This is a genomic window from bacterium (assembly GCA_021159335.1).
Taxonomy (GTDB): domain Bacteria; phylum UBP14; class UBA6098; order B30-G16; family B30-G16; genus JAGGRZ01.
In genome coordinates, this window is record JAGGRZ010000129.1 from 1 (window position 1) to 7,451 (window position 7,451).

7 protein-coding genes are annotated in these 7,451 nt (G+C 44.1%); 1 reads left to right on the forward strand and 6 read right to left on the reverse strand.

From position 1 onward, the window contains the following. Positions 1–145: 145 nt before the first annotated feature. The 6 genes from lat to uvrC all read right to left on the reverse strand — a co-directional run bounded on the left by lat (position 146) and on the right by uvrC (position 7,055). A complete protein-coding gene (lat, locus tag J7J62_06915; GenBank protein MCD6124885.1) occupies positions 146–1,501 on the reverse strand; it encodes an L-lysine 6-transaminase in 1,356 nt (451 codons plus the stop codon). Between the two features lie 102 nt (positions 1,502–1,603). Continuing rightward, complete coding sequence (gene nadD, locus J7J62_06920) at positions 1,604–2,185, reverse strand: nicotinate-nucleotide adenylyltransferase (protein MCD6124886.1); 582 nt, start codon at positions 2,183–2,185, stop codon at positions 1,604–1,606. A 1-nt stretch (position 2,186) separates the two neighbouring features. Further along, positions 2,187–3,455 (reverse strand): NAD-binding protein, encoded by a 1,269-nt coding sequence (locus tag J7J62_06925; GenBank protein ID MCD6124887.1) that lies wholly within the window; start codon positions 3,453–3,455, stop codon positions 2,187–2,189. Between the two features lie 12 nt (positions 3,456–3,467). Continuing rightward, positions 3,468–4,880: an FAD-binding protein gene (locus J7J62_06930; protein ID MCD6124888.1), complete on the reverse strand. Its 1,413-nt coding sequence runs from the start codon at positions 4,878–4,880 to the stop codon at positions 3,468–3,470. Beyond that, a complete protein-coding gene (locus tag J7J62_06935; GenBank protein MCD6124889.1) occupies positions 4,855–5,151 on the reverse strand; it encodes a hypothetical protein in 297 nt (98 codons plus the stop codon). The genes J7J62_06930 and J7J62_06935 overlap by 26 nt, the downstream gene beginning before the upstream one ends. Positions 5,152–5,243: 92 nt before the next feature. Then, positions 5,244–7,055, reverse strand: a complete 1,812-nt coding sequence (gene uvrC / locus J7J62_06940; GenBank protein MCD6124890.1) for an excinuclease ABC subunit UvrC — start codon at positions 7,053–7,055, stop codon at positions 5,244–5,246. 126 nt (positions 7,056–7,181) lie between these two features. Between uvrC and J7J62_06945 the strand changes: the two genes are divergently transcribed. Next, a partial coding sequence (locus tag J7J62_06945) for a hypothetical protein (protein MCD6124891.1) occupies positions 7,182–7,451 on the forward strand: 270 nt, incomplete at its 3' end.

A 7,451-nucleotide genomic window follows, 5' to 3' on the forward strand; every position in this document is an offset into this window, starting at 1 on the left:
GATTTAAAATATAACATATGCAATATAACAAGTCAAATAGTTTTCTTACAGCAAAAAATAAGAAGAAAATAGACACGAAATTTGCTAAATTATATTGTTTTGATTTTGCAAGTTACGAAAACTTTAATTCAAACCTTACCGTACTTTAGGTTTCCAGTTCTTTCAGGCACTCGTACATTATCGCAGCCATTTTATCGACTTCCTCGTTTGTACATGTCAGAGGTGGACGGAATCTTATCGATTTCTCACCGCACGGTAGCACAATAAGTCCTTTCTCAAAGGCTTTTAGACGAAGTTTATCGCGCAATTGGGTATCTGGCAAATCGAAAGCGCACATAAGTCCTCTGCCGCGTATATTGGAAAGCAATTTTGGGAAATCATCGCCAAGCTCGTTCAGCTTGGAAAGCAAGTATTCGCCGACTTTTGCCGCATTGTCCACTAAATTATCTTCCTCTATTATCTCAAGTATCCTCTGTGAACGAACCATGTCCACAAGATTTCCGCCCCATGTAGAGTTGATTCTTGAGGGAACATTGAACACATTTTCTTTCACTTCATCAACGCGCGAGGTAACCATTATCCCGCATACCTGCGTCTTTTTCCCGAAAGATATTATGTCGGGTATTACATCAAAGTGCTGATAAGCCCAGAATTTTCCGGTCAAACCAACGCCTGTTTGAACCTCGTCGAATATCAGCATAACATCATATCTATCCGCAAGTTCTCTTAAACCCTTGAAAAATTCGCCTCGGAAATGATTATCGCCACCTTCTCCCTGAATAGGTTCTATTATAATCGCAGCGATATCGTCGGCATCGCGTGAAAGTATTGACTCTATTTGCTCAATGGCGCTCTTTTCGGCTTCCTCAACCTTTCTAAGATTCTCCTCATTTAGCGGGAAAGTCAGTTTAGGATTGTCAATTCTATACCAGTCGAATTTCGGGAAAAACTTTGTTTTATTAGGGTCAAAAGTATTAGTCATAGAAACCGTATAACCCGTTCTGCCATGGAACGCCTCCCTGAAGTATATTACTTTGTATCCCTTCTCACCTTTGCCAGCAGCAATATTTTTTCGAACTTTCCAGTCGAAGGCAGTTTTTAGTGCATTCTCAACGGCAAGAGCACCTCCAGATATGAAGAAAAGATGACTGAATTCAGCAGGCATAGCCACTCGCTCGAAAGTAGCAACAAACTGCGCCATCTCCACCGTGTAAATGTCGGAATTTGACGGTTTATGCCTCGCTATGAACGCTATTTTCTCGACGAATTCCGGGTCTTCCATTTTGGGATGATTATGCCCAAGTGCCCAGGATGCGAAGAAACTGAAAAAGTCAAGGTAATACTTGTCGTATCGAGCATCGTAAAGATACATGCCGTGGCTTTTCTTAAGGTCTGCAACTATCGGGAAACCTTCTATCTGCATAGTTCTACCAATAATCTCATGAACCTGCTGCGGCGTTATTTTATTCACATCTTCCTTAGTAAGGTATCCTTTTCTCATGGCAACCCCTTTCTTTTATTTGAACCCAATCCAACTTAAAAATTACATCAAGCCAACAAAAATATCCTGCGGAAAAAAACTAACAAGTTATTTTTAGTGGGACTAAACATAAAGTTTTTTCTCGTAAATAAACTTCTCAACCGCTGCGGGAACCATAAATCTTATGGATTTACCCTCTCTAACTCTTTGCCTTATCATCGTGCTCGAAAGCTCTATAAGCGGACTTTTGAAAATCTTTACTTTCTTAAGCACCATTTTATCCGCCGCTCCGACATCAAAATTCGGGCGCAGAAGACCATAAACATCATATCTGTCAAGGATCTCCCGCCAGTGATGCCATGTGGTAAACTCAACTATCGAATCAGCTCCAACAATAAGCACGAACTCGTCATCCGGAAACTTTGCAGAAAGCTCGTCGAGAAGGTCGATAGTATACGAGGGTTTTCGGTCATGCACAAGGTCACAATCTGAAGCTATTACGAACTCATCATCAGCACAAGCAAGCTTTACCATTTCGAACCTCAACCACTCATCGGTCAGCTTTCTCCCTACCTTGTGAGGTGGAACACGAGCAGGTGCAAGCCAGACCTTATTGAGCTTTCCCTCACACCTTATCCACTCCGCAAGAATCAAATGCCCCCAGTGAGGCGGGTCGAATGTACCACCAAAAAGTCCTATGCGCATGTTATTCCTCCGTCATTTCCTGAGCTACTTTGTGGACAAGTTCAACAGGATATTCGTAAGACATACAATAAAGCCTATCCCCCGATTTAAGTTCGCTTATTCCAGTTTCAATTTTTGGATTGACGAAAAGTTTGCCTTCACGCTCTATGCCTATCAGAATAACCGGATTGCCCAGCTCGCGGGTTTTACAGTAAAGCTTATAGCTAACATCCTCAAAGCGCATACCCACGAATTGTTCGGGAACATCAAAATCGTAGAACTCACAGGTATCTTCGCTTACCGTGACGAGATTCTTGACTATATCGACTATCTTGGGGTTAATAAGCGCATCGGCAGCAAGAAGAAAATCTCTTTTTGAACCGCATATAACTTTGTCCACCAGCACTTCGAGCCTGTCCGCGAATACTGCGTCATTTACTTTTGCGATAATGTTCGGTCTCGTATTAAGCTTTTCCTCATCAAAAATCTTCTTCAACGCAAGGGCGCAAAAGAGCACTTCCTGGTCTGGCTGCTTGGACCATTCTGGCGGAACTATTAAAATCGAGTTTGCGAACTGCGCACACGCATCTTTAAGGTCCTCTACACGACTCATCGAACCGTAAACAGCCTCTATCTCGCGCCAGTAATCATCATATTTGTCGATAAGCCTCCTGACGCTATCCTCATAATCTTTATTAGCAAGCAACACTATAGGCTTTCTTCTTTCACCAAGAGCGGGTTCGGTAAGTTGCCTTACTATGTCGTCAAGGCGGGAATTCCAGCCACATATCAAGTAATGACCAGCAACATTCACAGATGACCTCCTTTGCATAAAAATATTATGTAATATTAAAAATATTTCCGTGCCGATCCTCGTTATTCCGTTAATAAAGAAATACACCGTTGCGATCACGGCAACGAATTCGCCAGCGAATGTTAGCGGTGCTCCCATTTCCCAGCCCTGTATGACAAGCGAGGGGACTAAAAGCGCGAGAAATGCCCGTGGGTATGTCGAAAATGGCGATTCCAAAAGTTTTTCGGGCGAAAGAAAACCTTTCTCAAACGCGGTGACAAAGGCAGCAGACGAAAGAAGCACTAAAATGTGCGCTATAATACCCTGCCAGAGACGGCGATTAAGCGTTCTTCTTAAAAATCTTTTCCGCCACTTAATTCTAAAAAGCCTGAACTCGAAAACGAAATACGCAGTGAGTATAATTCCGCCCAAGGCAAGGTAAAAAATAAACTCTGTCATTTTGTAGCCAAAGCCGAGTGACGCAAGCAAATCCTCCAAACTCACCTCCCTTTAAATAATTTTTTCGGGATTCATAAGTCCCTTGGGGTCTATAGCTTTTTTTATCGTAGCTATGGTATTCACAAAGGGACTTTCGTAAAACATGCGAAGATACTTGCGTTTGACATAACCTATTCCATGCTCACCCGTGATAGTGCCGCCAAGCTTTACCGCCAAGCCTAAAATCTCAGGAACTATTTTGTCCTTTGCAGCCGCCCAGGCATCATCCTCCATGCTATCCCGCAAAAGGTCGATGTGCATATTGCCATCACCAAGATGACCAAACCCCAGTATTGTAGCTCCGTGTTCCTCACCTATTTTTTTCACCCCCTCAAGCAATTCGGGAATTCTGGTGGGCGGCACAGCTACATCCTCGGCTGCAATGTCTTTTGATCTGTGTCTTATAGCATCGCGAATGCTTCTTCGCGCCTTCCAAAGCCTTTCGGACTCAGGTCTTGTCATGGCTACAAGCACATCCACTGCACCCTCCTCAAGCAGGTGTTCACCCACGACTTCAAGTTCTCTTTCTAAGCGCGTTTCATCAAAACTTTCGAGCGCCACTATAATTTGCGCTGCACAGTCCGACATGGGCAATTCATGCTCGAGCAAAACCTCGACCAACTTGACTATTTCTCCCTCCATAAACTCCATTGCGGCAGGATAAACTCCAGTTTTCGGGATTATTCTTAGGGCAGCATTAATAGCGGCACTGCTGTTCTCGAAACCAGCAAGAAGCTCCGCGGAAAAAGAGGGTTTGGGAACGAGCTTTACCATAACCTCAGTTATAATGCCCAGTGTTCCCTCGCTGCCTATTATAAGCGACTTCAAGTCGTAGCCCGCGACATCTTTAATCATTTTCCCGCCCAGCCGCACTTTCTCACCTTCGGGCAGGACGACCTCAAGTCCATATACGAAGTTCTTCGTGGTTCCGTACTTGAAGGCTTTCATCCCGCCCGCAGATGTGGCTACATTTCCGCCTAAGGAACACGAATCGACGCTCGCGGGGTCAGGTGGATAGTACAACCCGATACTTTCTATTTCACGCTGAAATTCGCCAGTTATTATGCCGGGTTGGACGCGCGCTATAAGATTTTTCTCGTCAACCTCGATTATGTCTTTCATTTTTTCAAGGGATACCACAACGCCGCCCAAAATTGGTACTGCACCTCCTGCCACACCAGTTCCCGCGCCACGGGGTGTTATCGGAACCTCATTCTCATAACAAAGCTTCACCACCTCAGCTACTTCGTCGCTGGTCTTGGGCAGAACAACCAAATCGGGCATAGAATAAAGCTCAGGGGTCTCGTCGCAGCTATAGCGTTCAATGGTATCCGGGTCATCCAGAACACGCTCATCACCAACGATTTCCCTGAGCCGATAAACGAAATCAGAGGTTATTTTACGGTTCACTTTTTTGCCTTTCATGTTCATCGTGAAGATAATAATTTACTCTCCGTACCACCCCTATTATCGTTAGAACCACTATACCACTAACGACCACTACATACGACCAAAACCACACATCAAAACCAAGGTATGACAAAAGCATTGGGAAAAATAAAGTTATAATGGCAAATATTATAAGATATTTTCCGAGTATTGCTGGAATCCCCTTCCGCCCACCAAGCAGAAGCACCATCCCGAAAACGAAAGTTAACACAGCAAGCAGTATAAAACTTGTCCATATTATGTTCAACTCGTTCCCCTGAAAAAATATCTATAAAAAATCGTTACTTTTTTCGCATAGTGCAAGAAGATTAAGACAACCTTGATTTTTACCATCAACTCTCAATCCACGATTTTTGCGAGCTCACTTTTCAGCTTTTCGGCGATTTTGCGTGGTATTTTAGTTTCTGTTACAATCTGGTCGATGGATGCGCTCGCTATGTTTTTGATGCTTCCGAATTTTTTCAAAAGTAACTCAGCTCTTTTCTGCCCTATACCCTGTATTTCCATGAGCTCAAGGGCTAAGGCTTTTTTTCTATGGCTTTTTCTCGAATATGTTATGGCAAACCTATGAGCCTCATCACGAATCCTTTGAAGCAACCTTATTGCCGCGGAATCCTTGGGCAACGATACCGGCTCGGACTTTCCGGGCAAATATAGCTCGTCCAAGCGTTTAGCAATAGCAACCACAGGAATTTTCCCTTTCAACCCGAGTTTATCAAGAGATTGCAGCGCTGCGGATAGCTGACCTTTGCCGCCATCCACAAGTATCAAATCGGGTAATTGTTTCCCCTCATCGAGAAGTCTTCTATACCGTCTGAAAACAACTTCCCTCATCGATGCGAAGTCATCCTGACCGACAACAGTTTTTATTTTATAATGCCTGTAGCCTTGCTTATTCGCCCGTCCCGCAACGAACTGCACCATAGATGCTACGATTGTATCGCTTCCGAAATTGGATATGTCGAAAGCTTCGATTCTGTTAGGAGTTCGTGGAATATTAAGCAATCGTTCAAGCTCAAGTACACCATACGGGATGTGGACTTTCTTTTTCTGGATAATTAGTTCACCATGAATGAGTTCGGCATTTCGTAAGACAAGTTTCATCGTCTCGTATTTTTCGCCCCGTTGCGGAACTTTTATCGTTACCTTTCTCCCCCGAATATCTGAAAGGGTTCTTTCTACTTCCTCTTTTTCGGTGGGCATGTCCGAGACGAGGATTTCGGGCGGCATATCGGGGTCTTGTGAGTAGAATCTCAGTAAAAACTCCGTTAATGCCTCGGACACATTGACCTTCCGTGGCACTGTTAGCGGAACTGTTTGCCTTGCGATCATTGCCCCCTGCCTGACTCTGAATATCATCGCCACACCTATTCCGCCACCCACCGCTAACCCGACAAAATCCCTATCGCCAAGGTCGCTATCCATCTTTTGCGGCACGAGAAGTTTTGAAAGCTCAGATATTGTGTCCCTTAGTCTTGCAGCTTCTTCAAAACGCATTTCGTCAGCTGCCTGCTCCATCTGAGCGCGAAGTCTGTCAAGAAGTTCAGTTCTTTTCCCTTTGAGGAACATGACCACCTCATCGACCGCTCGAGCATACTCCTCCTCGGTGCACGCCCCTATGCATGGCCCAAGACATCGTCCTATGTCAAAAAGGATGCAAGCCCTGAGTTTTCTTTTAGGGGGAAGTTCATACTTGCAAATTCTAATCCGGAAAAGTCTTCTAATAAGCCTCATCAACCTTACGGCACCAGTTCGGTCAGCATATGGGCCAAAATACAAAGCACCATCATTGGATTTTCTGCGCGCTATGGTAAGCCTTGGGAATGGTTCATTGGTTATCTTGATGTAAGGATATCGTTTGTCGTCTCTTAACTCTACATTATAGCGCGGCTTATATTGCCTTATCAAATTTGCCTCTAAGATTAAGGCTTCGAGTTCATTGTCAGTTATAATCCAATCGAGCTCAACAGCGTTTCTAAGCATTGCGGCTATCCTTGGAGAGGGTGCCTCGCCGAAAATGTAGCTCGCGAGTCTTTTTTTGATGTCCCGCGCCTTGCCAATATAAAGGTGCTCACCTCGTTTACCGTAGAAAATATAGACACCCGGCTTATGAGGCGCTCGAGAATACTTTTCCTTTATAGCATCGTTCATGATGAAATTATGCATTAACAGTGCATACTTGTCAACCCCGATAAGTATGTGGGCGACAACATAAGAAAAAGCTTGTTTGGGGGATATATGAGAGCTACTTTATATATAAAAATGAAAGGAGGATAAATGAGGAAGTTAATGGTCGTTTTTGTGGGCTTAATAATTTTTAGTACAGCGTTTTGCCAACGCTGGAGACACGACGAGTGGAAATTTGGCACACTAAGTTTTGGGCCAGAAATAGGCATTGGCGATGCAGGTCATTTTGACCTCGCACTCAATGGACGCATGAACATGCCCGGTTTTGAGTATTTGGTCGTAGGAATGAGTTTTCACGGTGGCGCTATATTTCATAACACAGAGGACCTCACATATGTTGACATTTTTGGGGACTATTAC